The 25,309-nt window shown below is 58.7% G+C and carries 28 protein-coding genes and 2 tRNA genes; 10 read left to right on the forward strand and 20 right to left on the reverse strand.

What is annotated here, in order from left to right; all coding sequences use genetic code 11:
• The first annotated feature begins 229 nt into the window (after positions 1-229).
• Together PseAD21_RS17380 and PseAD21_RS17385 are read left to right on the forward strand one after the other, a co-directional pair.
• Positions 230-529, forward strand: a complete 300-nt coding sequence (locus tag PseAD21_RS17380) for a hypothetical protein (RefSeq protein WP_102356740.1) — start codon at positions 230-232, stop codon at positions 527-529.
• Between the two features lie 292 nt (positions 530-821).
• Positions 822-1,034 carry a cold-shock protein gene (locus tag PseAD21_RS17385; protein WP_003179963.1) on the forward strand — a complete coding sequence of 71 codons (213 nt, stop codon included), beginning with the start codon at positions 822-824 and terminating at the stop codon, positions 1,032-1,034.
• A gap of 72 nt (positions 1,035-1,106) precedes the next feature.
• Here the strand turns inward: PseAD21_RS17385 and PseAD21_RS17390 are convergent, their stop codons facing one another.
• On the reverse strand, positions 1,107-1,424 hold the full coding sequence (locus tag PseAD21_RS17390) for an I78 family peptidase inhibitor (protein WP_102356741.1): 318 nt from the start codon (positions 1,422-1,424) through the stop codon (positions 1,107-1,109).
• A gap of 168 nt (positions 1,425-1,592) precedes the next feature.
• Positions 1,593-1,898 (reverse strand): hypothetical protein, encoded by a 306-nt coding sequence (locus tag PseAD21_RS17395; RefSeq protein WP_102356742.1) that lies wholly within the window; start codon positions 1,896-1,898, stop codon positions 1,593-1,595.
• Between the two features lie 132 nt (positions 1,899-2,030).
• Here PseAD21_RS17395 and PseAD21_RS17400 point away from each other — a divergent pair, with 132 nt between their 5' ends.
• Positions 2,031-2,243 (forward strand): hypothetical protein, encoded by a 213-nt coding sequence (locus tag PseAD21_RS17400; RefSeq protein WP_102356765.1) that lies wholly within the window; start codon positions 2,031-2,033, stop codon positions 2,241-2,243.
• Positions 2,244-2,276: 33 nt separating this feature from the next.
• On the opposite strand, the gene PseAD21_RS17405 is transcribed toward PseAD21_RS17400, so the two are convergent.
• From PseAD21_RS17405 to PseAD21_RS17440, 8 genes are all read right to left on the reverse strand, one after another.
• Positions 2,277-3,305, reverse strand: a complete 1,029-nt coding sequence (locus tag PseAD21_RS17405; protein WP_102356743.1) for a nucleoside hydrolase — start codon at positions 3,303-3,305, stop codon at positions 2,277-2,279.
• 45 nt (positions 3,306-3,350) lie between these two features.
• Positions 3,351-3,755: a D-ribose pyranase gene (gene rbsD / locus PseAD21_RS17410; protein ID WP_102356744.1), complete on the reverse strand. Its 405-nt coding sequence runs from the start codon at positions 3,753-3,755 to the stop codon at positions 3,351-3,353.
• Positions 3,752-4,669 carry a ribokinase gene (gene rbsK / locus PseAD21_RS17415; RefSeq protein ID WP_102356745.1) on the reverse strand — a complete coding sequence of 306 codons (918 nt, stop codon included), beginning with the start codon at positions 4,667-4,669 and terminating at the stop codon, positions 3,752-3,754. The genes rbsD and rbsK overlap by 4 nt, the downstream gene beginning before the upstream one ends.
• Before the next feature lie 24 nt (positions 4,670-4,693).
• The gene (locus PseAD21_RS17420) at positions 4,694-5,713 is read right to left on the reverse strand and encodes a LacI family DNA-binding transcriptional regulator (RefSeq protein WP_102356746.1); all 1,020 of its coding nucleotides are present in this window, start codon (positions 5,711-5,713) and stop codon (positions 4,694-4,696) included.
• Between the two features lie 3 nt (positions 5,714-5,716).
• Positions 5,717-6,694 (reverse strand): ABC transporter permease, encoded by a 978-nt coding sequence (locus PseAD21_RS17425; protein ID WP_025111208.1) that lies wholly within the window; start codon positions 6,692-6,694, stop codon positions 5,717-5,719.
• Entirely contained in the window at positions 6,691-8,244 is a 1,554-nt protein-coding gene (locus PseAD21_RS17430) for a sugar ABC transporter ATP-binding protein (RefSeq protein ID WP_102356747.1), read from the reverse strand. The genes PseAD21_RS17425 and PseAD21_RS17430 overlap by 4 nt, the downstream gene beginning before the upstream one ends.
• 57 nt (positions 8,245-8,301) lie before the next feature.
• Positions 8,302-9,258 (reverse strand): sugar ABC transporter substrate-binding protein, encoded by a 957-nt coding sequence (locus PseAD21_RS17435; protein WP_102356748.1) that lies wholly within the window; start codon positions 9,256-9,258, stop codon positions 8,302-8,304.
• Positions 9,259-9,458: 200 nt separating this feature from the next.
• Entirely contained in the window at positions 9,459-9,914 is a 456-nt protein-coding gene (locus PseAD21_RS17440) for a hypothetical protein (protein ID WP_102356749.1), read from the reverse strand.
• Between the two features lie 349 nt (positions 9,915-10,263).
• Here PseAD21_RS17440 and PseAD21_RS17445 point away from each other — a divergent pair, with 349 nt between their 5' ends.
• The 3 genes from PseAD21_RS17445 (at position 10,264) to PseAD21_RS17455 (ending at position 12,514) form a co-directional block, all read left to right on the forward strand.
• The gene (locus PseAD21_RS17445) at positions 10,264-11,352 is read left to right on the forward strand and encodes an asparaginase (RefSeq protein WP_102356750.1); all 1,089 of its coding nucleotides are present in this window, start codon (positions 10,264-10,266) and stop codon (positions 11,350-11,352) included.
• A 198-nt stretch (positions 11,353-11,550) separates the two neighbouring features.
• Positions 11,551-11,820 carry a DUF1654 domain-containing protein gene (locus tag PseAD21_RS17450; RefSeq protein WP_371262577.1) on the forward strand — a complete coding sequence of 90 codons (270 nt, stop codon included), beginning with the start codon at positions 11,551-11,553 and terminating at the stop codon, positions 11,818-11,820.
• Positions 11,821-11,824: 4 nt separating this feature from the next.
• A complete protein-coding gene (locus tag PseAD21_RS17455; protein WP_102356752.1) occupies positions 11,825-12,514 on the forward strand; it encodes an endonuclease in 690 nt (229 codons plus the stop codon).
• A 54-nt stretch (positions 12,515-12,568) separates the two neighbouring features.
• Here PseAD21_RS17455 and PseAD21_RS17460 read toward each other — a convergent pair whose 3' ends face one another.
• Positions 12,569-13,480, reverse strand: coding sequence for a siderophore-interacting protein (locus PseAD21_RS17460; RefSeq protein WP_102356753.1), 912 nt, complete (start codon positions 13,478-13,480; stop codon positions 12,569-12,571).
• An 86-nt stretch (positions 13,481-13,566) separates the two neighbouring features.
• Positions 13,567-13,935, reverse strand: coding sequence for an SPOR domain-containing protein (locus PseAD21_RS17465; RefSeq protein ID WP_102356754.1), 369 nt, complete (start codon positions 13,933-13,935; stop codon positions 13,567-13,569).
• A 250-nt stretch (positions 13,936-14,185) separates the two neighbouring features.
• Between PseAD21_RS17465 and csrA the strand changes: the two genes are divergently transcribed.
• Positions 14,186-14,380 carry a carbon storage regulator CsrA gene (gene csrA, locus PseAD21_RS17470; RefSeq protein WP_003179932.1) on the forward strand — a complete coding sequence of 65 codons (195 nt, stop codon included), beginning with the start codon at positions 14,186-14,188 and terminating at the stop codon, positions 14,378-14,380.
• Between the two features lie 222 nt (positions 14,381-14,602).
• On the opposite strand, the gene PseAD21_RS17475 is transcribed toward csrA, so the two are convergent.
• Positions 14,603-15,058 carry a DUF2214 family protein gene (locus PseAD21_RS17475; RefSeq protein ID WP_102356755.1) on the reverse strand — a complete coding sequence of 152 codons (456 nt, stop codon included), beginning with the start codon at positions 15,056-15,058 and terminating at the stop codon, positions 14,603-14,605.
• A gap of 451 nt (positions 15,059-15,509) precedes the next feature.
• Here PseAD21_RS17475 and PseAD21_RS17480 point away from each other — a divergent pair, with 451 nt between their 5' ends.
• Complete coding sequence (locus tag PseAD21_RS17480) at positions 15,510-15,845, forward strand: hypothetical protein (RefSeq protein ID WP_256588180.1); 336 nt, start codon at positions 15,510-15,512, stop codon at positions 15,843-15,845.
• A 123-nt stretch (positions 15,846-15,968) separates the two neighbouring features.
• Positions 15,969-16,367, forward strand: coding sequence for a hypothetical protein (locus tag PseAD21_RS17485; protein ID WP_146011294.1), 399 nt, complete (start codon positions 15,969-15,971; stop codon positions 16,365-16,367).
• Between the two features lie 202 nt (positions 16,368-16,569).
• Here PseAD21_RS17485 and PseAD21_RS17490 read toward each other — a convergent pair whose 3' ends face one another.
• Complete coding sequence (locus PseAD21_RS17490) at positions 16,570-17,232, reverse strand: DUF2625 domain-containing protein (protein ID WP_102356757.1); 663 nt, start codon at positions 17,230-17,232, stop codon at positions 16,570-16,572.
• Positions 17,233-17,357: 125 nt separating this feature from the next.
• Positions 17,358-17,434: transfer RNA gene (locus PseAD21_RS17495), tRNA-Val, on the reverse strand.
• 184 nt (positions 17,435-17,618) lie between these two features.
• Between PseAD21_RS17495 and PseAD21_RS17500 the strand changes: the two genes are divergently transcribed.
• Positions 17,619-18,902: an FAD-binding oxidoreductase gene (locus PseAD21_RS17500; protein WP_102356758.1), complete on the forward strand. Its 1,284-nt coding sequence runs from the start codon at positions 17,619-17,621 to the stop codon at positions 18,900-18,902.
• Positions 18,903-19,033: 131 nt separating this feature from the next.
• On the opposite strand, the gene PseAD21_RS17505 is transcribed toward PseAD21_RS17500, so the two are convergent.
• The 5 genes from PseAD21_RS17505 to PseAD21_RS17525 form a co-directional block, all read right to left on the reverse strand.
• Positions 19,034-20,005, reverse strand: a complete 972-nt coding sequence (locus tag PseAD21_RS17505) for an XdhC family protein (RefSeq protein ID WP_102356759.1) — start codon at positions 20,003-20,005, stop codon at positions 19,034-19,036.
• A gap of 1 nt (position 20,006) precedes the next feature.
• Complete coding sequence (locus tag PseAD21_RS17510) at positions 20,007-21,242, reverse strand: cytochrome c (protein ID WP_102356760.1); 1,236 nt, start codon at positions 21,240-21,242, stop codon at positions 20,007-20,009.
• 2 nt (positions 21,243-21,244) lie between these two features.
• Positions 21,245-21,784, reverse strand: a complete 540-nt coding sequence (locus PseAD21_RS17515; protein WP_025111196.1) for a (2Fe-2S)-binding protein — start codon at positions 21,782-21,784, stop codon at positions 21,245-21,247.
• Positions 21,777-24,608, reverse strand: a complete 2,832-nt coding sequence (locus PseAD21_RS17520; protein ID WP_102356761.1) for a xanthine dehydrogenase family protein molybdopterin-binding subunit — start codon at positions 24,606-24,608, stop codon at positions 21,777-21,779. Before PseAD21_RS17520 ends, PseAD21_RS17515 begins: the two co-directional genes overlap by 8 nt.
• 496 nt (positions 24,609-25,104) lie before the next feature.
• Positions 25,105-25,181 (reverse strand) — tRNA-Asp (locus PseAD21_RS17525).
• Positions 25,182-25,309: the final 128 nt, after the last annotated feature.

The following is a 25,309-nucleotide window of genomic DNA, read 5'->3' on the forward strand; positions in this document are numbered from 1 at the left end:
GGATTCAAATCAGAATGTTCGCACGCTGACCGCTGCCGGGGCTGAAGGCCGTCCGGAGCCTGAGAACGCTTGAGCCCGGCATGCTAGCACAGATGAGCGGTCATCGACTCGAACGATTTGCGGCGCTGAAGATTTGTGCATTTTTGCGGCGCAAAGTGAACTTGGGATATACGCTTTGCCTCAAATAGGCTGAGAATCCTCGCCGATATCAAACCAAGGAGTTTCAGACATGCGCCTTATCCGTCTTTTTGCTTTCGCGGCCCCGCTGGCCCTGCTGCTGCCGCTGAGCGCCAATGCGGCATGGCCTGCCGGCGTCAAAGACCAGTACATGAATGACTGCACCAAAGCTGCTGCCCAAAGTGTCAATTCAACCGTAGCCAAACAGCACTGCACTTGCGGTGCCGATGTCCTGGAGAAGAAATTTACCACGCAAGAGATTGCGCAACTGATGGACAAGAACACCCCGCCAAGCGGTGAACTGGGTCAGCGCGCACTGAAAGAAATCTCGGTTTGCCGCGTGCAGAAATAAGCGCTGACGAATGCTTTTTCGGGTCCCAGACAGCCTTAAAACCGCCAAAAAGACCCCGATTTCGATAATTTACGCAGGTTTTATAGCTTTTTTTACGCCCTGATTTTTCGGCCGAAAGCCTCTGAAACCGGGGCTTGCAGACATTTCAGAGGTTGAAATGAATGCAATATGAAAGCAAACAGCACGTCCGGGGGGCTACCAAAGCGAACATTTCGACTATGATACCCGGGTGTGCCCAGTTGGCCTGAGCAGCACAGTACTACTGAAAATATATGTTTCTTGGAGATACACCATGTCTAATCGCCAAACCGGCACCGTTAAATGGTTCAACGATGAAAAAGGCTTCGGCTTCATCACTCCTCAAGGTGGCGGTGACGACCTGTTCGTACACTTCAAAGCTATCGAATCCGACGGTTTCAAAAGCCTGAAAGAAGGCCAGACCGTCTCCTTCGTGGCTGAGAAAGGCCAAAAGGGTATGCAAGCTGCACAAGTTCGCCCAGAGTAATTTCCCGGCGCACTAAAAAAACCCCGTCCATGTGACGGGGTTTTTTATGCCTGTAACAAAAGCCGTCAGAGATCAGCCGCAGTTGACGCGGGTGACCACCAGATTGGCGTCAGTGTTCAGGTTCAGGCGATCGGAACGATACTCCAGGGTGATCATGTCCGTTGGCTTGAGGAAGCGGGCATTTTGCGCGCCTGCCTTGGCACGGGCCTGATCCAGCAGCTCAGGCGAAGCCTTTTTACCGATGGCAAATTCCGCTGCCTTTGCTTCACAGCGGCTATGACCGGCATCGGTCGCCACAGGATCCTTTGCCGACTCGCTGGAGGTTGTGCTGCAACCGGCCAACATGGCAACGGCCATAAGTGCACCCAGAGACGCGAACTTCAAAGGCATGAAGCCTCCTTCTTTCAAATGGTTAAGCTGAGATCGTGCGACCGCCAATCCGGCGTTTGGTTTCACAGCAAGTGCCATCACCCTGCCCCACGACCCGGAAAAACGCTGAGTCTGCCTGAAGAGCAGGCAATGCATCTTCAGACAATCGTCACCGAATATTAACGCAGCTCAGTAGATGTCGATGTAGTCGAGCGGCGGGTTCGGCCAGTTATCCTTGAGCGCATTGAAAATCTGCATGACCCAGACTTCATCACTGGCCGCGACGTTGCCGACATAACCCGAACCCTTGGCCCAGGTTTCCAGCCGAAACAGCAGACCATCGATGTCCTGACCGCCCGTCACGCCGGAAGAGATGTAGGCAATCCCGCCCTTGGTCACGCGCAGTTGCGTGTGCACATCATCGCTGGCCGAGGCCAGCAACTGGCGCACAGCGTCGAGTGTCAGGCCGTCGGGGTTGTTCAAATCAATCTGCACAGCGCATTCCTTGGATCTGCCGGAAAAGACCAAGTGTCGCATAGCGTCGCGCTCATGCCTAAGTCGCAGTGCCAAACGCCCGACAAAGTGGTTAACTCGCCCTCAGACATTCCCGACTTTTCGAGCGCACTCATGAGCACCGTAAGCATCACCGCCGACATCAAGGTCCTGTGGCCGAAGGGGCACAGTTCGTATAGCCCGGGCAGTTCGGAGGAGCTGGCATTGATCAGCATCGATCTGCTGGTCAAGACCATGGGAACCCAAGGCGCACAAACGTTTATCGCTCAAGTGTTCGAGCGGTATCAGCATGACGACAAGAGCGTGCAGGACACCGAGAGAGAGTAAAAACCCGCAGGCTGGCACCTGCGGGTCGCAGCCTTACTTCAAGCGCTTCAGACGTTCGGTCAGCAGATCGAAGAAGCCCTGGGCGTCGCCGTTCTCGACCCAGAATGCGTTTTTCGGTTGTTTCAGGCCGTCGTACCAATCAACGACGGTCTGGCCGAAGGTGATCCCCTCACGGCTGTCGATGGCCACGTTTACCGAGCGACCGGTGAACAGCTCAGGCTTGAGCAGGTAAGCGATGACGGTAGCGTCATGCACCGGACCGCCCGGGATGCCGTAGTGCTCCATGTCACCTTTGATGTACTCATTCAGGATGTCGCCAACAATCTTGCTCGCATTGTTGTTGAGCGCGGCAATCTGCTTCAGGCGGGCGTCGCTGGTGAGAATCTTGTGGGTCACGTCCAGCGGCAGGTAGGTCAGTTTCACGCCGCTCTTGAGCACCACTTCCGCCGCTTGCGGGTCGGCGAACAGATTGAACTCGGCCACCGGGGTAATGTTGCCGCCATTGAAGTGCGCACCGCCCATGAGTACCACTTCCTTGATGCCCTGAACGATCTCCGGCTCCTGGATCAGTGCCAGCGCAAGGTTGGTCTGCGGACCCAGCATGGCGATGGTAATGCTGTGCGGTTTGGCTTTTTTCAGGGTGTCGATCAGGTAGTTGACCGCATTGCCTTCGGCCAGGCCTTTTTTCGGCTCATGCACGGTGACACCCGACAGGCCTTCCTTGCCATGGATGTTCTCGGCATAGATCGGCGTACGCATCAGTGGCTTCGGCGCACCGGCGTAGACCGGGACGTCCTCACGCCCCGCCCACTCGCGGGCCAGACGCGCGTTACGCGACGTCTTGTCGAGACGCACGTTGCCGGCCACGGTAGTCAATGCACGGATGTTCAGTTCGTCCGGCGAGGCCAGGGCGAACAGCAAGGCGACCACGTCGTCGGCACCAGGATCGGTGTCGATGATCAGGTCGATCTTTTCAGCGGCCTGAGCGCCGGTGGCGGAGATAAAAGACAAAAGCAGCAGACTCCGAAGCAATTGATGCAGTTTTTGAGCATAGCGGTGCATGGCGCATTCCTTGTGCTGATGAAAATGGAAGGGTCGAAGACCCGGTTAGAACGTGACGCCGGCCACCAGCACGATGTTGCAGTACGGCTGACATTCACCTGTACGAACAATCGCCCGCGCCTGTCGGCTGAGAACCTTGAATTGCTCATGAGTCAGCAGATCGCGCCGACCAAGGGCGCCCTCTTCCTGCAACTCATCCAGCGCGTTCAACGCCGTCGGCTGCTTGTCGAGAATTTCGTTGGCCAGCACATGGCTTTCCACCTGCATCTCGCTGAGCACGACCTTCAGGGTGCTGACGAAATCCGGAACGCCATGGGTCAACGCCAGATCGATCAACTCGACACCCGGCGGTACCGGAAGGCCGGCGTCACCGATGACCACCATGTCGCCATGCCCCAGGGAAGCGATCAGTCGCGACAATGCAACATTGAGCAAAGGAGTCTTTTTCATGCGGGTTTGAACGCCTGTACGTCGGACATGGTTGGAATGGAAGGTTGCGCGCCGGCCCGGGTCACAGACAACGCTGCTGCGATCTGTCCGTAACGGATCGCTTCGGCTTCAGACTTGCCACTGGCGAGCGCCGCCGCAAACCCGCCGACGAAGGTATCCCCAGCCGCCGTGGTATCGACCGCTTTCACTTTGGGTGCCGGGAAATGCTCGAAACCCTGGCCATTGGCGAACAGCGAACCTTGCGCGCCGAGGGTGATGATGACTTTGCCTGCGCCCATGGCAATCAGGTGGCTGGCGGCGCTTTCAGCGGTTTCCAGCGAATCCACTGGCAATCTGCTCAACGCAGCGGCTTCGCTTTCGTTGGGAATCAGGTAGTCGATCGCCGCGAACCAGTCTGCCGGCAGCGGACGACTGGCCGGCGCCGGGTTGAGGATCACTGTTTTGCCCAGCGCACGCGCACGCTTGAGCGCATGGCCCACCGTTGCATCGGGAATCTCGAGCTGACAGATCACGACATCGGCAGCCTGCAGCACGCCATCAAAGCGATCAATCACCGCAGGCGTCATTGCACCGTTGGCGCCGGCGACAATCACAATGGCGTTCTGGCTGTTGTCGTCCACGACAATCAGCGCCACCCCACTGCAATCCTCCACGGTACTCACGGCCTGGCAATCGATCTGCTCGGCCAGCAATGCGTCGCGCAATTGCACACCGTAGTCATCGTTGCCAACACAGCCAACCATGGCGACCTGTGCACCCAGGCGCGCAGCAGCGACAGCCTGATTGGCGCCCTTGCCGCCGGACACGGTGGCAAAGGAATGACCGATCAGCGTTTCACCGCCCTTGGGCAGCCGTGGCGCCCGGGTCACCAGATCCATGTTCAGACTGCCTATTACCACTACATTTGCTGGCATACATCGCTACTCGTCAATTCGGTTTCAGCGGTACTCGGTGAATACGCCGGACAGCGGCGCAGTCGATTCGCGCAAGACAATACTCGGGGTCACGATCCGTTGATCGGTGACCAGGCCCGGGGTGGCAATTCTTCGCAGCAACACTTCGGCAGCCATCTCGCCCAACTGCAGGATCGACTGGCCAACCGTCGTCAGCGCCGGATACACATAACGGCTCATCTGGATATCGTCGAAGCCGATCACCGACAGCTCGCTCGGCACCCGCACATTGCGCTCGGCCGCGGCACGGAGTACGCCGATGCCGATCATGTCGTTACCGGCGAAAATCGCGCTCGGCGGATTGTCTTCGAGCAGGATCGCCGCCGCGTTATAGCCGCCGGTACTGGTGAAATCGCTTTCCAGCATGCGTTCCGGACGCACCTTGATGCCTGCCTCCTTCAGCGCCCGGCAAAAACCGGCCTGACGCATTTGCGCCACGCTGGTGCTCGACGGACCGCCGATGGTGGCGATGTCGCGATGCCCCAGCTCCAGCAGGTGCCGGGTCGCCAGATAGGCGCCATATTCATGGTCGATGCGTACCAGATCCGCATCCACGCCATCCAGCCCCCGGTCGACAATGACCATCGGCGTTTTCACGCCAGCCAGCCCTTGCGCGAGGCCGATGTCGCCACCGGCGGAAGCGACGATGAGACCGTCGATGCGTTTTTCCAACAGCACACGCAAATAGCTGCGCTGCTTTTCCGGGTTGTCGTCAGAGTTGCAGAGGATCACGCAGTAGCCGTTACGCTCGCAGTAATCCTCGATGCCCCGCGCCAATTCGGCAAAATACGGGTTAAGACTGTTGGGCACCAATAAGCCAATGGTCGCAGTGGTCTTGGCTTTCAGCGAACGCGCCACCGCACTGGGTACATAGTCGAGGCTTTTGATCGCCGCTTCGACTTTCAGCCGCACTTCCTGGCTGACCGGGCGCGTCTTGTTCACCACATGCGAGACGGTGGTGTAGGAAATCCCTGCGAGCGCCGCCACATCCTTGATCGTTGCCATGACTTAGCCCCGTCGACTGGCGCGTTGACTGCGATAGGTATCGAGCACAACCGCGATGACAATCACCGCACCGGTGATGATGCGTTTGGTCGGCTCGGTCGCACCAATCTGCGCCAGGCCAGCGGCCAGCACCGAGATAATCAGCACACCGAAGAAGGTGCTGATCACCGAGCCGCGCCCACCCATCAGGCTGGTACCGCCGATGACCACGGCAGCAATCACTTGCAACTCGAGGCCGGAGCCGGCGTTCGGGTCCGCCGCTTCCAGACGGGAGATCTGGAACAGCGCCGCGATACCGGCCAGCAGGCCCATCAGGCTGAACACCAGAATCTTGTACGGTTTGGGATTGATCCCGGCCAGACGCACCGCTTCTTCATTGGTGCCGATACCGATCAGGTAGCGCCCGAACACCGTGCGCGTCAGAACCGCCTGGGCAATGAAGATCACCAGCAAGGCAATGATGAACGACGGCGAAATGCCGAAGGCGATCGGGTTCGACAGCCAGGCAAACGAGTCACCGATGTAGGCGGTACGCGAACCGGTCATCTGGTACGCCAGACCGCGCGCCATTTCCAGCACACCCAGCGAAACGATGAACGACGGAATCCGCCACGCCACGGTGATCGAGCCGGTGACCGTACCGGCCAGTGCCGCCACCGCCATACCGAGCAACGCCGCCGGCAACACGCTCCAGCCCCAACCGAGAATCGCCACACTGACCGTCGACGCGGCAAGCGCCAGCACCGAACCCACCGACAGGTCGATGCCGCCGATGATCAACACGAAGGTCATGCCCACCGCCAGCACCATCAGATCGGGGATCTGGTTGGCCAGGGTGCTGAAGGTGTTATAGGACAGAAAGTGGCTGCTCATCACCGAGAACAGCGCCACCATCGCCAACAAGGCACCGGCCAGGCCCAGATAGGTACCCAGACCGTAGAAATTGCCACTACGTTTGCCGGCAGAAGATGCAGTTTTCATGGGAGTTCCCTAGGCGCCGCTTCATTGAGCAACGCATCACGTTTTTGGTAGCCGGCGAACGCGGCGGCAAGCAAATCATCCTGAGTCCAGCTGTCGCGCTCGAAGGTATCGATCAAACGCCCTGCCGACAGGACACCGATCCGGTCACAGATCAGCATCAGCTCACGCAGGTCACTGGACACCACCACGAGTGCCTTGCCCTGGCGAGTCAACTCGCCAAGCAAGGCATAGATATCGAACTTGGCACCGACGTCGATGCCACGGGTCGGCTCGTCGAACAACAGCACCGAACAATCGCGCTCGAGCCATCGGCCGATCACCACTTTCTGCTGATTGCCGCCGGACAGCTCGGAGACCAATTGTGTCGGGCTCGAACTGCGGATGCGCATGGCGTCGATCTGACGCTTTGCCAAGGCGATTTCGTCGCTGTTATTGACGACACCACCACTGGAAATTTCCGGCATGTTGCCCAGCGCGATGTTGGCGCTGATCGACTGGCTGAGCAGCAGGCCTTCGCCCTTGCGGTCTTCGGTAATCAGGGCAATGCCATGGTTCACCGCGTCAACCGGGGAGCGCACACTGACCACCCGCGCCGGCGAACCCAGCGCGATCGTGCCGCTGTCGGCCAGATCGGCGCCGAAAATCAGCCGCAGCAATTCCGTGCGCCCGGCTCCGATCAAGCCGGAAATCCCGAAGATCTCGCCGGCACGCACTTCGAAGGAAACATCGCGCACCTTGTCGGAGCGGGTCAGGCCCTTGACCGTCAGGGCCGGCGCACCAATCTTGCGTGGCCCCATGTCGATGTGTTCGCCCAGCTCGCGACCGACCATCAAGGTGACCAGTTGCTCACTGTTGTAGTTGGCCATCGGCTCGACGCAGACCAGATTGCCATCACGCAGCACGGCAATGCGTTGCGCGACTCGCGCCAGCTCTTCAAGGCGATGGGAGATATAGATGATCGAGACGCCACGCGCCTGCAAGCGAGTGATCTGCTCGAAAAGCATTTCCACTTCACGAGCCGTAAGCATCGCCGTCGGCTCATCGAGTATCAGCACATGGCAATCGCCGATCAGGTTGCGCGCGATTTCGACCATCTGCTGATGCCCGATACCCAACTCGCCGACCAGGGTGTCCGGATCAATAGCGTCGAGGCCGACCTGCGCCATGGCTTCGATGGCAGCTTTACGCAATTGCTTGCGGCTGATCCAGCCACCGTTGCTCGGCAGGTTGTCGAGAAACAGGTTTTCCGCCACCGACAGGGTCGGCAACAGATTGAGCTCTTGCATGACCATGCGCACGCCCAACTCTTCGGCCTGAGTGCGGCTGCCCGGGCGGTAGTCCTTGCCCTGGAACTGCATCTGGCCTGTGGTCGGCGTGACCAGACCACCAATGATCTTGGACAGCGTGCTTTTACCGGCACCATTCTCGCCGGTCAGCGCCAGCACTTCACCGCGCATCAGCGTCAAGTCGATGCCTGTGAGCACCGGTTGCGCATAGGTCTTACCGATACCGCTGACCGAGAGGACAGCGTTCGGGGCGGAAACTGACATAAAAAACTCTCCATGCGCTCGCCCGGACGGACGAGCGCCGTTGTGTCGCCAAAAGACTTACTTAGTGACCAGCTCGACCGGCGTTTCGATCACACCATTGACGCCGCTGTCGACTTTCTCGCCCTTGAGGATTTTCAGCGCGATCTCGATGCCGAACACCGCCTGTTTGGCGGCGAACTGATCGGCAGTCGCCAGCACGCGGCCGTCCTTGAGCATCGGTTTGATGGCGTTGATGTTGTCGTAGCCGACAACCTGCACCTGCCCCGCCTTGCCGGCAGCACGCACCGCGGAAACGGCGCCGACGGCCATGCTGTCGTTACCCGCCAGCAGCGCTTTTACATCCGGGTATTCGCTGAGAATCGACGCGGCAACCTTGTTGCCCTTGTCGATCTCCCAGTCACCGGATTGCAGCGAGACCACCTTGATCTGCGCCGCGTCCATCGCATCCTTGAAGCCGGCGGTGCGCTGCTGGGCGTTGGTGGTGGTGGACACACCTTCGATGATGCCGACTTCGTCACCGGCCTTCAGTTGCTTGGCCAGGTACTCGCCAACCAGACGTGCACCCTTGCGGTTGTCCGGCCCCACGAATGGCACGCTGATGTTCTTGCTTTTGACGATTTGCGGATCGAGCTGGTTGTCGATGTTGATCACGGTGATACCGGCATCGACGGCTTTCTTGATCACCGGCACCATGGCCTTGGAATCGGACGGTGCGATGACCAGCGCATTGACCTTCGCCAGAATCATCTGCTCGACGATGCGGGTCTGGCCAGCGGTATCGGTCTCGTCCTTGATGCCATTGGAGATCAGGTCGAAATCGGCGGAGTGTTCTTTCTGGTAGGCCTTGGCGCCGTCTTCCATGGTCAGGAAGAATTCGTTGGCCAGGGATTTCATGACCAGCGCGACTTTGGGTTTTTCAGGAGACTCGGCGAAGGCCGAAGAGACAGGTAGTGCGGCGGCTGCGGCAGCCAGCATAGCGACAGCAAGAAGACGTCCAGCAAATGGCAGCTTCATGGGTTCACTCCGATCTTATGATTATTGTGAGCAACGCTCGCGCTGGCGTAAGCTTGATCGCTTTCCTCCGGGCAATAGTGCATCGGAAAAGGCGCGCAAACGTTTGCGTAGACCGAACTATGCGAATCCCGCCGACATTTGTCAACAATCAGAAATCGGTATCGAGTGCAGGGCGAATCCGTCGATTCGCCCTTCGATGCTCAGGCCGTGGTGTTGACCATGCTGCCGCTGGTGGGCCCCTGGGACATTTCCTTGAGCAGCGCAGCCGCGACCTCCATTAATGCGCCGCTGGTTTGTGCAATCTGCCCCTGAATGGACATGACCGCCTGCGACTTGGCCTCCGGCGTCGGATAACTCGCAGCTTGTGCAGCCGCCAATTGCTGCTGTTGCTCCTGCAGTTGCTTCTGCAATTCCTTCATCCGCTTCAGCAGCATTTTCACGGTGACGCTCAGACTATCGCCGCTGTCGCCACTATCAGCCTTGTTGGCTTCTTGCGCAGGACCACCGGTTCGGACCTGTTTGCTCGGCTCTTTTTCAACGCCAAGTGCCTCGTCAGCAGCGTCCGCTTCCGCCTGATTCATTGCATTGATCGTCGCTGCGGTTTTACCGCCGATGGTGACTGCACCAGGGTTTGAAAAACCGATCGTCAGTGACATGTGAACTCCCTAAATAAGCGTTTCCTTGAACACCCATCGGCCTGCTGACGGGTTTCTTTAGCAGAAAACCTGAAACTGGAAAGCCGTTTCGTTCGACAGCGATCGTAGTCTTTTTCGGCGAACCGAACGCGAAAGCTTCCAATGTTCGGAAAACCGGACAGGCGATTTGCCCAACTATTTGCCATTCCATAAAATCTTGATGTAAATCATGAAGTTAAACATTTCTCTAAAGCAAAGTACGGCTGGGACAGATCCTGCTCCCTAGCCTGTACCCCGAGTATTCAGATCAGCTCGGGGCGCATCTAGATGAACCTGCATCAGCACCGTCTCACTACTAGAGAGAAAAATAATGAAATCTGCTTTCAACACCTTGGCACCGGGCGCTTTGGCCCTCCTCCTGCTTCTGCCGACCGCCCTCCAGGCAAAAGAAGTCGAAACCCAGACCAAACTCGCCAACGTCGTGGTACTCGCGACCGGCGGCACCATTGCCGGCGCTGGCGCCAGCGCAGCCAACAGCGCGACTTATCAAGCGGCCAAGGTAGGCGTTGAACAGTTGATCGCCGGCATCCCCGAGCTGAGCAAACTGGCGAATGTGCGCGGCGAACAAGTCATGCAGATCGCCTCCGAAAGCATCACCAACGAAAACCTGCTGCAACTGGGCCGTCGCGTGTCCGAACTGGCCGACAGCAAGGACGTCGATGGCATTGTCATTACCCACGGTACCGACACCCTGGAAGAAACCGCCTACTTCCTGAACCTGGTCGAGAAGACCGACAAGCCGATCATCGTGGTTGGCTCTATGCGTCCGGGCACCGCCATGTCGGCGGACGGCATGCTCAACCTGTACAACGCCGTTGCCGTGGCCAGCAGCAAAGAAGCGCGCGGCAAAGGCGTGCTGGTGACCATGAACGATGAAATCCAGTCCGGTCGCGATGTCAGCAAGATGATCAACCTCAAGACTGAAGCGTTCAAAAGCCCTTGGGGTCCGCTGGGCATGGTGGTCGAAGGCAAATCCTACTGGTTCCGCCTGCCAGCCAAGCGTCACACCATGGATTCGGAATTCGACATCAAGAACATCAAGAGCCTGCCTGACGTAGAAATCGCCTACTCCTACGGCAACGTCGACGACACCGCCTACAAGGCTCTGGCCCAGGCCGGTGCCAAAGCGATCATCCATGCCGGTACCGGCAATGGTTCGGTGTCCTCCCGCGTAGTCCCATCCCTGCAAGCCCTGCGTAAGGATGGCGTGCAGATCATCCGCTCGTCCCACGTCAACGCCGGTGGTTTCGTCCTGCGTAACGCCGAACAGCCTGACGACAAGTACGACTGGGTTGTCGCTCACGATCTGAACCCGCAAAAAGCCCGCATCCTGGCCATGGTCGCCCTGACCAAGACCAACGACAGCAAAGAGCTGCAACGGATGTTCTGGGAATATTGATTGACCCTCGCCTGACCCTTCCGGGTCGGGCAGCTTGCTCACCACTCGCCCGCGCGGCGGGTGGTGCTGCCACCTACGCCGAGCGCGACTTTTTCGCACAAAATAATCGACCCGACTTACACCAAAACCGGAAAAGCGCTGTCAGAGGATTTTCTTGAATTTTAAGCAGTTGCGAAAATGCCTACAGCTAAATACTGTATGCACGTACAGCTTAATAAGGATAACCTCGTGGCCACCTCTCCTGATGCTCCTGACGCTTACGAACGCATGGGCATGCGCGTTCAGAAAATCATCAATTCTCCCACCGCACAAAAAGCCAAAGCCGCCTTGATCTTCCGTTTACCGGACGAGCCGATGGATGCCTGGGAGCAACTGCTCGAGGAAATCGACGAGAACGATAACGTCACTCTCGCCTATCGCGACGATGGCGGCGTGCAGATTTTTTGGGTTGTGCCGAAGGAAGATTGATTCAATGAGTGTCCGCTGTTTTGCTTTGCTGTTGCTGTTCATCGCGTGTGGTGCCCACGCTGGCGCACCCCGCACCTTTACCGAAGCCAAGAAGGTCGCCTGGAAACTGTATGCACCACAGTCCACCGAGTTTTACTGCGGGTGCAAGTACACCGGCAACAAGGTGGACTTGAAGGCTTGCGGCTACGTGCCGCGCAAAAATGCCAAGCGCGCTTCGCGCATTGAGTGGGAGCACATTGTGCCGGCGTGGGAGTTCGGCCATCAGCGTCAATGCTGGCAGTCGGGCGGGCGCAAAAACTGCACGCGCTATGACCCGAGCTATCAGAAAGCCGAAGCCGATCTGCACAATCTGGTGCCGAGCATCGGCGAGGTCAACGGTGATCGCAGCAACTTCAGTTATGGCTGGCTGCCGGTGCAATCCGGCCAGTACGGCTCGTGCCTGACCCAGGTCGACTTCAAGGCCAAGAAGGTCATGCCCCGCCCGTCGATTCGCGGCATGATCGCTCGCACCTACTTCTACATGAGCAAGCAGTACGGCTTGCGCCTGTCGAAACAGGATCGGCAGCTGTACGAGGCGTGGGACAAGACCTACCCGGTGCAAGACTGGGAACGCCAGCGCAACCAGAGCGTGGCGTGCGTGATGGGACGCGGCAATGAGTTTGTCGGCCCGGTGAACCTGAAAGCCTGCGGCTGATCCTCCAGCCAAAAGAAAAGGCCTCGAACGTGGTGTTCGAGGCCTTTTTTGTGCCTAGCTGCCGGCCTTGTTGTAGCGCCAGTACCCCATCAGGTTCAGCGATTCTCTCGGGATGCCGCATGCCTTGATCAGGTGCTTGCGCAGGCGCATCACCGCAGCGCTTTCTCCGGCAATCCAGCCATAGAACCCTTCAGGGGCGGTATTGGCGATCTCCCAGAGAATGTCCTTGTCGATATCGACTTCAGCCAGTTCGGCAGCTTGCCCGGCTGAGGAATCATCTGCCGGCAGGAACGCCCGTTGCACTGCCTCTGCCATCAACGCACCAGCAACCGCTGCCGGCGCCTGATCGCGAACCAGCCACTGCACCGACAGCCCGGGCCAGTCTGGTACCGAGAGCATGTCTGGGGCGCTGTCCACTTCAAAGTACGCCTGAACCTGGGGCGGTTCGGCCAGGGCGGCCAACTCTTCGAGAATGCCCATGGCCGCTGGCAATGCCGTCGCATCGGCCACCAGCAAAACCTGCTGGAGTATCTGCGGCGGCTTCCATTCAAACCCTCCGGCGTCCTGCGCGGAAAATCCGCGGTCGGGAGCGAGAATCTGCATCGAGGCACCCGGCTGCGCATGCAGCGCCCAACGCGAAGCAGGACCGGTCTCGCCATGCAGGACAAAATCGATGTCGACTTCGCCTTGATCGGCGCGCAGATGACGAATGGTGTAAGTACGCATTGCCGGTCGACGGTTCGCGAGCATCGAACGAAAACGCGCGTACCAACCCTCCTCCTGCGCGAGCTTTGCGGGGGTTCCATCTTCAGCAGGGAAGAACAGTTTGACGCGTTGGTCCGGCGCCCAGGTGGCCATGCCACCGATTGAAGGGTCAGCCAGCGTGATCCGCATCATGTGCGGGCTCAACAGCGTCTTGCGCTGCAGCACTGCATTGAAAAGTTTATAGGGAGCGGTGGAGGCCATGCGGAGCTCCTGCAGAAAATCGTGATTGACTCGTATAAGACGAATCGCCTGCGATGTCCTTTAGGCCGCTCCGCTGAAAGCGCTGCTTACGGCGCGAGCGGATGCTCCACGATCACCGATTCAACGTTCTGTTTCTTGGCCTTCACCAAGGCCGCGTCCACTTGCACCTTGCGCGCTTCAGCCTCGGCCTGAGAGTTGAACGGGCCAATCAGGATCCGCGTCTTGCCGCTGCTGTCCTTGATCACGGTCGGCACGAAAGCATGCTCGATCAACCAGCCACTCAGGTCGCTGACAGCCTGAGGCGTTTCGCCACGCACTTCGAGGTCCCACTGCGGGGCGGACACTGCCGCAGGGGCGGCCGCGACTGCCGTTTTCGGCTTCTGCACGTCTACACTCTTGCCTTCACCACATCCTGCCAATGCCAGTGCCGCGACCATCCAGACCAATTTGCGCACAACGCTTTCCTCGAAAATCTCAAAGCGGCAATCTTAACATTCATAAATACTTCGCGAGGCCCGCAAAATGGGCACAAAACAACGAGATTGATGATTGCAGCCTCTGTATAGTTACGCCCTGGGAATTAATGCCGCATCTGCGCGTCAGAAAGAGGCACCCAAACCGTGAGACTTCGCACTAATCTATACGTACCACCGACCTCTGCACTGTCTGAATCAGGTGCCCTACAAAGCAATCAAGGAGAAGACCATGCTGATACTCACCCGCAAAGTCGGTGAAAGCATAAACATTGGTGATGACATTACGATCACCATCCTCGGCGTAAGCGGTCAGCAAGTCCGCATCGGCATCAACGCCCCGAAAAACGTCGCCGTACACCGCGAAGAGATTTATCAGCGTATTCAGGCTGGCCTGACCGCCCCGGACAAGCCACAAACACCCTGAGCCGCATTGCAGTCAGTAGCCAGTTCGTTTGCTCAGCGTAATGACTGGCTAAAGATTCACGCGCCGTATTGCCATCCGCTCCCCAGCCCACTGGGCACGGCGCCTGACACATCCCCCCTCCGTTTCACTCGCTCCCTTCCCTCTCCTGCAGCGCGATACTACCTGCGACTGCCAAGCCTGGCTGTCAGACGTTTCCGAGAGAACACAGGGAATTGCCCCCTGTTAGCCGAACGTCACGCCTCGCGCCATGCCGGTGGCGGCGATCACCATCAGCACCAACAGCAGCGCCTCGACGTGGCTGATCCGCGCATACAGCTTTATACGTCCGGTATCGATCGCCTTGCCCCGCGCCAATGCGATCCGCCATTTGACCAGCGTAATCATCGGCGCCAGCTCTAACAGCAGAATCAGCACGAACAGCGTCATCTTCAAGTGAAACAGCGGCTGGTGCAGATAATAGTCAGTGCCCTTTTCAAAGCCGCCGAAGGCGCGCATGCCGCCGGTCACCAGCAGCACCAGCGCAGCAATCCCCCACAGATTATCGGCAAGCAAAACTCGCTTCGCCTCGCCGACGCCAGCAGCCAGACGACTGAACGCCGTACCACGGGTCAACACGGCCCAAAAGCCCAAGGCGAAAGCCAATAGATGGATAGCGGCAAGCAACCAGTGAACCAGCATCAACGAACTCCTTTGAAAAAGCCCTGGAAAACGCCAGTCAGTAGTAGTCGAAAAACGTCAGTTACGCCCACACAGCATCGTGGGGCTAGAAAGCTTCGCGAAGGAAGCAGGGAGACAGAAAGTGGGAATCGCCAAATCGCAGGCAAAAAAAATCCCAAGCAGCTGATGGAAGCTTGGGATTTAAAAATGCATAAACCGTGGTGGTGAACGCGGGGCGAATGTTACTGAAATCCACGGCCAGTAACAACGTTTTTTTGATAACCGGCTGGTTCGTAACGCTCGTAAGTCATTCAATATCCACATAATTTTAAAGGGCGCTGGCGACGAGCGGTGTTTTTTTCGGTCGACATTGAAGATGCAACACAAGGCATCCGGACAATGGGAAGCTTTACCGATGGGCCACCGCCCGCCGCATGGAGGCCACCGACAAGAAATCTGCTGGGACTACCAAATGAGACCACATCTGATTGCATGTATTTTGCTCTGCTGCGCCAGCACCATTGCCAGCGCAACAGACATTCCCATCAAGGAAGGAATGCCTTTCTTATCAGCACGAAAGGCATTACTCAAACACGGCTGGAAACCCAGCGTATCGAAAGAGATGCAGCCCGTTGGTACGGCAATAGAACTTCAAAACATGGGTATCATTGAAATCGAACGATGCAGCCAAGGCGTGCAATATTGCGAATTGCATTACAAGAAAAACAAGCAATGTTTAGGCGTCACAACGACTGGTGAAGAGGTAGCAGACCTGATTATTGATGCTTGGGACTTTAGGTGCCCATAACAAATCAACATTAGCCAGGCCTGCGGCCGCTTGATCTTCACTTCCAGCCCACTCTCATAACCCACAGGATTAAGGTGAATTTTCGGCCTGGAGTTCAAGACCTCTTCACAGAATGATGGCTTTATGATGTCATCCGCACTTCAAATGACATTAACATGGCAGGTACGCATGGCTATTGAAACGGACGACGCAATTGCTGCGGGAGTGGGCGCTGCAACTGGAGCAGGAATCGGCGGTTTTATTGGCGTGTCAGGAGCGGCGACAGCCGCCTCTGCCACAGCTGCAGCAACGCTTGGCACCGCAGGTGCTGGGGCGGCAGCAACAACAGCCGCATTGGCAACAGCAGGAGGTGGAGCAGTTGCAGCGGGTGGAGCAGGCATGGCAGGCGGAGTTTCTGCAATCGCCGGTACTGCGGCAGCTGCAAGCGCAGTCCCCGTCGTCGGCTGGGTGGTCGGTGGAACTATTGCGGTTGGCCTTGGGGGCTACCTTGCCTACAAATATGGCAAAAAACTCATGGAGTGATTCAGTCTTTTCAGGCCAGCTCCAATCACGGAGACTTTTTCACGACGGCCAGGAAAAGGGGTTCGGCTCGAACGAGCCCCCCCTACCCGCGACAGATCCTGCGAGCGCCGCTGACACTTGAAGGCCGGCCATGGTTTATTACTCTTTTCAGAAATGACAAATTCCGCTCAATGGCTTCTTCTGGGCTGACGAGCAGGAAGCTTCAGGCCGGCTGTTCAGTGCCATAATCGAGTTTGTTAGCCAGCTCGACATTCATGTCGAACTGCTCAATTACATCGACCATCGTACGGCGACTTCCTTCGATTGAGCCTTCCCGCGCCCAAAGAAACGGGTAGAAGGAAAAGCACTGATCCGCTCCCAGCCCACTCAGGTCCTCACGCCAACCGTCCCAACGCAAGCCCTCGTAAAAGGCAGTAAGCCGATCACTCAAGGCCCAGCAGAGAAAGTCGGTATAACCAATGCCCAACTGCTCCCACTGCAACGAATCTGGCGCCCAGTAATACATCTCCCCCACGTCATCCCCAAGCCCGCCCCCATTGATGGAAAAGAACCCTCCAGCAGCGTCATCAGCGACCAGCAAATAACCCGCCGCTCGACCGTCGTTCCAATCAGAGAGATTTCGAGGTAATTGCGCATGCCCAGAACCAAGTACTCGCAACCACCCATGATCGATCAGTAGCCCCCCAGTTTCGTAAGCAATAGCGCCTAACGTTGATCTCGTCGTGACCTGTAGAGCACAGAGCACTCTTGAGTTATCAGTGGACGGTGGCAGCAACTCATAATTGCGGGTTGTTTCTGCCAACATTTTTTCAACAAGAGGTAACGCGGGGTCGTGGCTGTCTATCAGGTCATCCAAGCTTTTCATCTGCCAGTCCATGGAAAAATGAGTCGACTATTGCTACATATGGTGGTTTTGCAAATCGCAGACAACAAAAAAGGGCTCACCTTTCGGTGAGCCCTTCTAGACCGCCCAGCAGAGCGGATTTTGTTTGGTAGGCGCGATTGGACTCGAACCAACGACCCCCACCATGTCAAGGTGGTGCTCTAACCAACTGAGCTACGTGCCTGCTGTGAGGCGGCATTCTACGGAATTCCGGAGGGGTGTCAACACCTTTTTTTCACCTAACCCTATGAATATGCAAAATATTTAATTTCGGGCCGGTGAAGAAGATTTTTCCGGTGGCTGGCGGAGGTTTTTCAACTCGGGTAGCATCGGCGCACTCGTAAAATATATTAAACAGAGGCTGCAGGATGGCGAACACCCCTTACCCAGAGTCTTATTACGCTGCGTCGGCCAATGCCGTACCGCCACGTCCAGCCTTGCAGGATGATGTGGAGACGGATGTCTGTGTGATTGGCGCCGGGTACACTGGGCTGTCCTCGGCGTTGTTCCTGCTGGAGAACGGTTTTCGCGTGACGGTGCTGGAAGCGGCCAGGGTTGGTTTCGGGGCGTCTGGGCGCAATGGCGGGCAGATCGTCAACAGCTATAGCCGCGACATCGACGTCATCGAGCGCAGCGTCGGGCCCAAGCAGGCGCAATTGCTCGGGCAGATGGCGTTCGAGGGCGGCCGGATCATTCGCGAGCGCGTCGCCAAGTACAACATCCAGTGCGACCTGAAGGACGGCGGCGTGTTCGCCGCCCTCTCCGCCAAGCAGATGGGTCACCTGGAATCACAGAAGCGCCTGTGGGAACGCTTCGGCCATACGCAACTGGAGCTGCTCGACGAGCGCCGCATTCGCGAAGTGGTGGCCTGCGATCAGTACGTCGGCGGCATGCTCGACATGAGCGGTGGCCACATCCATCCGCTGAACCTGGCGCTGGGTGAGGCCGCCGCCGTGGAATCCCTCGGCGGTACAATCTACGAGCAATCGCCCGCCGTGCGCATCGAGCGCGGCACCAACCCGGTGGTGCACACGCCGCAAGGCAAGGTCAGGGCCAAGTTCATCATCGTCGCCGGCAACGCCTACCTCGGCAATCTGGTACCGGAACTGGCGGCCAAGTCCATGCCATGCGGCACGCAGGTGATCACCACCGAACCGCTGGGCGAAGAGCTGGCGAAATCCCTGCTGCCACTGGATTACTGCGTTGAGGACTGCAACTACCTGCTCGACTATTACCGTCTGACCGGCGACAAGCGCCTGATCTTCGGCGGCGGCGTGGTTTACGGCGCGCGGGATCCAGCGAACATCGAAGCGATTATCCGTCCGAAAATGCTCAAGGCCTTCCCGCAGCTGAAAGACGTGAAGATTGACTACGCCTGGACTGGCAACTTCCTGCTGACCCTGTCGCGCCTGCCGCAGGTCGGGCGTCTGGGCGACAACATCTATTATTCACAAGGCTGCAGCGGCCACGGCGTGACCTACACGCACCTGGCCGGCAAGGTGCTGGCTGAAGCATTGCGCGGTCAGGCTGAGCGTTTCGATGCGTTTGCTGATTTACCGCACTACCCATTCCCGGGCGGGCAGATGCTACGTACGCCGTTTGCCGCGTTGGGCGCGTGGTACTACGGGTTGCGCGACAAATTCGGATTCTGACTGCAGAAACACATGTGGCGAGGGGATTTATCCCCGATGGGCTGCGTAGCAACTCCCTCTAAATAAGGGGGCGCTACGCGACCTATCGGGGATAAATCCCCTCGCCACAAAAAGTACGCTACCAGCTTGTTTCAGAGCTGGTCCCGAGCGATCCCGCTACGGATCCGCAAGATGTCAGCGAGCACCGCCAAGGCGATTTCCGCAGGCGTCTTACTGCCCAGGTTCAAGCCGATCGGCGCATGAATCCGCGCCAGTTCAACCTCCCCCAGCCCGCCAATTCTGCGCAAGCGCTCGAAGCGTTTCTGCGAAGTCTGCTGCGAGCCCATGACGCCGATGTAAAACGCCTCGGTGCGCACCGCCTCCATCATCGCCAGGTCGTCGATACGCGGATCGTGGGTCAACGCCACCACCGCGGTATCACGGTGACAGCCGCCGTCGGCGATGAACACTGACGGCAACTGTCGACGAATCTCCACGCCATTCAGCACCACGCCTTCGAGCACGTCATCACGCGGATCGCAGAGAATCACTTCGAAGCCGAGACCGACCGCGAACTCGGCGCACGCCTGCGCCACGCTGGAATATCCCGCCAGCAACAGACGCTGAGCGGCTCCAATGCGAATCCGCACCCGGTCGATCTCGCGCTCGATGCGCGCGCCCTGCTCGCGATCAGCGAACAGACTGCGCGCACCACTGGCCAGATCGACTTCGCGAATCAAGCGGCGCTGACCGAGCAGCGCCGATTCGAGCTCACGCAGATGCACCTGCACCTCGCAGCCGGCGTCAAATTTCTCTACCAGTACGTCGAGAATGCCGCCACAGGGCAGGCTGACCCGCGAGCGCGGATCATCACCTTTGCCGTAACGCACCACGTTGACCGCATCGAGAAACGCACCTTCCGCCACGCGCTCGAGAAAGTCTTCCTCGACGCAGCCACCGGACAGCGACCCGATCCACTGCCCGCCATCGTTCACTGCCAGCAGTGAACCCGGTGCGCGCGGCGCCGAGCCGTAGGTGGTCAACACGGTGCAGAGCCAGAGGCGCTGCCCCGCCACCGACCACTCCAGCGCCCGCCGTACCACTTGCAGATCGAGATGCTGCATGTCAGTGCGCCTTGTGCTCGACGGCCGGGACTTCCGCTTGCAGCTTCTGCACGTCGCTGACCGCCAACGCTGCCGATTGACCACCCCAGCCTTGACGCAGATAGTTCATCAAATCAGTAAGCTGCTCAGCGCTGAGCTTGTCGGCAAAACCCGGCATCGGCTGCATGTGCTCGAACCCGGCGAATTTCTGCTCGCCGATGCCGTCCTCGATCACCCGCACCAGGTTGCGCGGATCTTCCAGGCGCAGCGTGGTATTGCCACGCATGGCCACGGCGATGTGCGGTTTGCCTTCACCACCGGCGGCATGGCAACCGGCGCAGACGTTCAAATATTCCTGACGGCCGCGCTGGGCGCTCGGGCTGAGCTTGTCCACCGGCACTTCAACGAGTTCTTTGGCTGCTGGCGGCTTGTCGCCGAGCAGGAACGTCGCCATCGCTGCCAGATCCTGATCGTTCAGGCCCTGGGTGCTGTTGTGGAACACCGGGAACATCTCGTTGAACATCGTCCCCTGCGCACTCATGCCGTGCTTGAGGAACGTACTCAGATCCTGCTGGTTCCAGCCGCGCGCCGCCAGATCGGTGGCGAGCAGGCTCGGCGCCAGATAACCGTTGAGGATGCCGCCGGTCAGACGCTTGTCCAGTTGCATCGCGCCCGGCAGGCCGCGTGGCGTGTGGCATTCGCCGCAGTGACCGAGCACTTCGACCATGTACTGGCCGCGCTTCCAGGATTCACTTTTACCTTCGGCCGGCTGCAGTTTCAGGGCTTTGCCGTACAGCATGTTCCAGCCCATCAGGCCCAGACGCACGTTGAACGGAAAGCTCAGGCTGGTGACCGGCGCCGCACGCTCGATCGGCTCGATGGTTTTCAGGTAGGCGTGGATCGCGTCCGAATCTTCACGCGGCACCAGGTGATACGAGGTGTACGGCATCGCCGGGTACAGATTAGCGCCGTCGCGACGCTTGCCTTCGGTCAACGCAGCGAAGAATTCGTCATCGCTGTACAGGCCGATGCCGTACTCTTTGCTCGGGGTGATGTTGGTGCCGTAGATCGTGCCGAACGGCGACACGATCGGCAGCCCGCCGGCAAACGGCGCGCCGCCCGGTGCGGTGTGGCACGCCATGCAGTCGGCCGCGCGGGCGAGGTATTCGCCGCGCTTGACCTGATCATCGGCGTGGGCAAACAACACCGGCGCAGCCAGCCCGACCGCCAGAGTCAGGCGGGTCAGTAGATGCTTCATGCTCAACCCTCCTTGACCAGGCCGAGATCGGTCAGCACGTTGCGGGTGGCGTTGTAGTAACGCACGTACCCGGTGCAACGGCAGACGTGATGGCCGAGGCTGTCCTCGATGACCTGTTCCAGCTTGCTCTTGGCGATCGGCTGGCGCTGCAGCTTCTCCACCAGCACCGTCGCGGCGTTGACGAAACCCGGCGCGCAGTAGCTGCACTGGAAGGCGAATTCGTCGACGAAGCGTTGCTGGATCGGGTTCAGTTCAGTGACCTGACCCTGCTCGTCACGCTTGGCGTGAGCTTCGATGGTGCGCACTTTCTTGCCTTCGAAGTAATGCGCGCCGGTGATGCAGGTGCGCACTTCTTCGCTGGTGCCGTCCGGGTTGTCGACGATCACCACGCAGGCGTGGCAGATGCCCTGGCCGCAGCCCAGGCGCGAACCGGTGAGGTTCTTGTATTCGTGCAGGTAGTCGATCATCGGCAGGTCATCAGGGATGTCCACCGGGCCGACGGATTGACCATTGAGGGTCAGTTGAAGCGGACGGTTAGCCATTGAGGGCCTCCTTGATGCGCGCAGCAGTGATTGGCAGATCGCGAACACGTTTACCGATGGCGTGCGCCACAGCGTTACCGATGGCACCGACCACCGGGATCATCACCACTTCGGCGATGCCTTTGGACGGATCGCTTGGCGACAGCGGCGGCAGAATCTCTGCCGTTTGCTTCCACACCGCCACGTGGCGGGCCATCGGCAGGCGATAACGGTTGAAGTTCCAGTCACCCTCCCCCGGTCCGCCTTCGTACAGCGGCATCTCTTCCATCAGCGCGTGACCGATGCCCATGGCGATCCCACCTTCGAGCTGGCCCTTGACCAGTTCTTCGACCAGCACCCGGCCGCACTCGACCCACGAGTGGTGGTTGAGTACTTCGACTTCCGCCGAGCCTTTGTTGACCTTCAGTTCTACCAGCGTGGCCACCGGGCTGTAGTAAGTCACCGCAGCATTGTTCAGTTGGACAACCGGGTAGTTGATGTTCTGGCGATCCAGCAGGTGGAAACCCGCCGTGCTCATCAGCGCCTTCTTCGCCTTCGGCGCACCATCGCCGTACTTCACCGCCAGACCATCGAGCGGCAGACGCTCGCGCACGCCGTCGATGCTGTATTCGGCCTCGGCCCAGCTCCAGCGGTTGAACGCGTGCACGGTGGCGCCGGTCACCAGACCACGCTCGTGAGCGTGCCTGGCCAGCTCTTCGAAGGTCAGCGGCTGCATGCCGTTGGCAGTGAGCTTGCCGTCGACCCAATGCGCATCTTCACGACGCACGACGTAAGGGTTGGCTTGCCCGCCGTAAGGCCCCTGACGCCAGATCTCCATGGCCGCCGGCCACAAACCGTTGTTGAACAGCACGCGCGCCGCTTCACGGGTGGCGTGGCTGAAGTAATAAGCCGAGTTGGTCGCGGACGACGCCGAGGCCAGCTTGCCGACCCAGCGCGGGTTGCGCAGCAGGTTGTCCTGCTCGGCCTGACTCATGATGTAAGGGTTGCCGCTGGTGATCAGCTGCATTTCCTTCCATTCGGTTTCACCAGTCTTCACGTCATGCGCCGGGCTGCCGAGGAAATCGGCCACCACCAATGCTTGCGAAGTGGACATGCCGGTGCCGATTTCGATACCGATGTGGCGCAGGGTAATGCGACCTTCAGCGGTGAATTCGATACTGGCCATCGGCGCTTCCGAACCGGTGCCGAAGTCTTTCTGGCAAATGGCAAAACCGATGCCGTACCAGTTGTCCGGGTCGGCGGCTTCGCGCTGCTGCTTGATCGCGTCGCGGTTTTTCCAGACTTCGTGCACCGAAGCCTTGTCGAGAATCTCGTGCAGGCGCAAGGCACCGGCCGGAATCGCACCTTGGGTGTTTTTCATGCCTGAACGCAGGGCGTTCTTGCGACGCAGGTCGATCGCGTCGACACCGAGGCGATTGGCGATTTCGTCGACCATCATTTCGGTCGAGGCCATGCTTTGCAGCGTACCGTAGCCGCGCATCGAACCCGCTTCAACACCACGCGAGTAGTAAGCGGTGACCTGCAGATCGTTCTGCGGCATGTAGTAGATCGACTGTGCAGCCGTGGCGCCAACCGCAGCCACCGACGGGCTGTAGTTGATCCGACCGCCGCCATCAACACTCATTTCAGCGCGGAAAATCTTGAAGCTGTAATCGTTCTTGTCCACCGCCAACTGGTAGCGGATGTCGAACGGGTGACGCTTGATGCCGCTCTGGAACTGCTCGTAGCGATCGTTGGCCAGACGCACCGGCACTCCGGCGCCGTACAACGCCGCGAGGGCTGCGTAGTAGACAAAGATGTTGTGGTCTTTGGAACCGTAACCCACGGTGTAACCCGGGTGCATGTTCAGGTTGGCCAGGCCGAAGCGCGACGGCGCGATCATTTTCGCAGTCTCGGTCGCAGCTTCCAGCGGGCACTGGGTAGCCACCACGAAGTGCAGGGTCTTGGTTTTCGGGTCGTACCAGCCGTTGCCGTTGTCCGGCTCCATCGCGGCCGGCTCGATCGACGGGGTCTTGTAACGTTCGTCGAACACCAGCCAATTGTCCGGCGGCGTGTCGATCTCCTTCTTCATGCGGTCGGCGTAGAACAGACCACGCTCGGTCAGGTTGCCGTGCAGGTTTGGCTGGGAATTCCACACCGGGCGACGGTTTTTCAGCATCGGGAACAGGATCGAGTCCTTGAGGCTGGCGAATTCGTCTTCATCAGCCGAGGTCGGGCCACCCACGCGCACGTAGCGGAAGCTGCCATAGGGGTCGCCTTCGTAGTACGGCACTTGTGCACCGTAACGAATCGCCTTGTCATTGAATTTGAGTTTGTTCTTGGCCTGGCGGAAACGCTCGAAATCGTTCCAGATCAGGATCGCTACTGGGTGACCGATGAACATCGGCACTTTGCCTTCCGGCAGCAATGGGTCCGGGGCATGCTCTTCCGGAAACACGATGCCGTCCTTGTCCAGGTCGGCCGCGGTGACGATACGGTCAGGTTGCAGGTCGGCGCCGAGCCACGACAGGTCGTAGCCGTCGTAGATACGGTCAGCCTTGATGGTTTTGAGCAGCATGGCGTGGCCTTGCTGTTCAGGCCAGCCCGGCATGTCCCTGGAGCGAATGTCGCGAGCGAATACTTTGCTGCCGCAGACCTTGGACAATGCGTCGTTACGTTGGCGCGCCTTGCCGTTGTTGCCGAGCCACTTCTCGGACGGCACAGTGACGCTGTTTTCCATCAAGGCAGCCAGCGCCTGACTGCTGAGCGGCGCGAGCGTGACGCTCACACCCGCCACCAGCCCGCCCTGGAGGAACGAGCGCCGGGATATATCACGGTTGGACATGGATCATCCTCTGGGCGGTTATGTGTCCGCCCTTCTGGTTATCTACTGGGAATCTCGAGTCTTGCAGAAGCCCTTTTTGGCTAAACAAAGGGCGTAATGACAGTGCAAAGCTGACCGAAAGGTTAACTTTAAAGGTTTCCGGGCTCGCAGCAAACAACCAGTTACAAAAATTTGACTAAAGAATCAAAAAATCAATGCGGCGTGAGACCGCAGGAGTTCATTGAAGACACCAACGCCCTATGTGGGAGCGAGCCTGCTCGCGAAGGCGTAGTGTCAGTCAGCGCATTTTTTGCCGATACACCGCATTCGCGAGCAGGCTCGCTCCCACATGGGGATTTGTGTCGGATTCAGAATCAGAGGGAAGGAGCAGAGGGAAAAAGCCAAATTTCAGACACAAAAAACCCCGGTCTTTCGACCAGGGTCTTTGCTATCGGATCCGAATCAACCAAGGTTGCTTTCGGTGTTTCAAGGCGTTCAGTGGTCCTTGAAACAGATATGGCGCAGCGGACGGGACTCGAACCCGCGACCCCCGGCGTGACAGGCCGGTATTCTAACCGACTGAACTACCGCTGCGTATCGCTTTGAGCTTGCGCTCAAGTAACTCGTTTTGACTGCAAGCTTCGGTGCTTTGCAATCGCGAACCAGACATTGCCTGACTCGTAAAATATGGCGCAGCGGACGGGACTCGAACCCGCGACCCC

The organism is Pseudomonas sp. AD21, from assembly GCF_002878485.1.
Classification (GTDB): Bacteria; Pseudomonadota; Gammaproteobacteria; order Pseudomonadales; family Pseudomonadaceae; genus Aquipseudomonas.